Source organism: Bacillus cereus group sp. BfR-BA-01383 (genome assembly GCF_022663495.1).
Lineage (GTDB): Bacteria > Bacillota > Bacilli > Bacillales > Bacillaceae_G > Bacillus_A > Bacillus_A cereus_AU.
Map to the genome: position 1 here is coordinate 1 of NZ_JAKUFP010000147.1, position 233 is coordinate 233.

Sequence of the window (233 nt, forward strand, 5' to 3'; positions counted from 1 at the left end):
GCAGATACTTTGTGTCATTGTTAGTTGAAACAGAAGTGCAAGAACTTCCGAAAACAAACTCTTACATTGGAATGGATGTGGGACTAAAAGATTTCGCCATTTTGTCAGATGGAACAACCTATAAAAATCCGAAGTTTTTTCAATCATTAGAAGAGAAGTTGGCAAAAGCACAGCGTGTTCTTTCTAGAAGAATGAAAGGATCTTCTCGCTGGAATAAACAACGAGTAAAAGTA

General features: G+C 36.5%; 1 protein-coding gene. It reads left to right on the forward strand.

What is annotated here, in order from left to right:
* Window positions 1-233: transposase (locus MR065_RS27360; protein WP_242215758.1), on the forward strand; the 233-nt coding region annotated here is incomplete at both ends.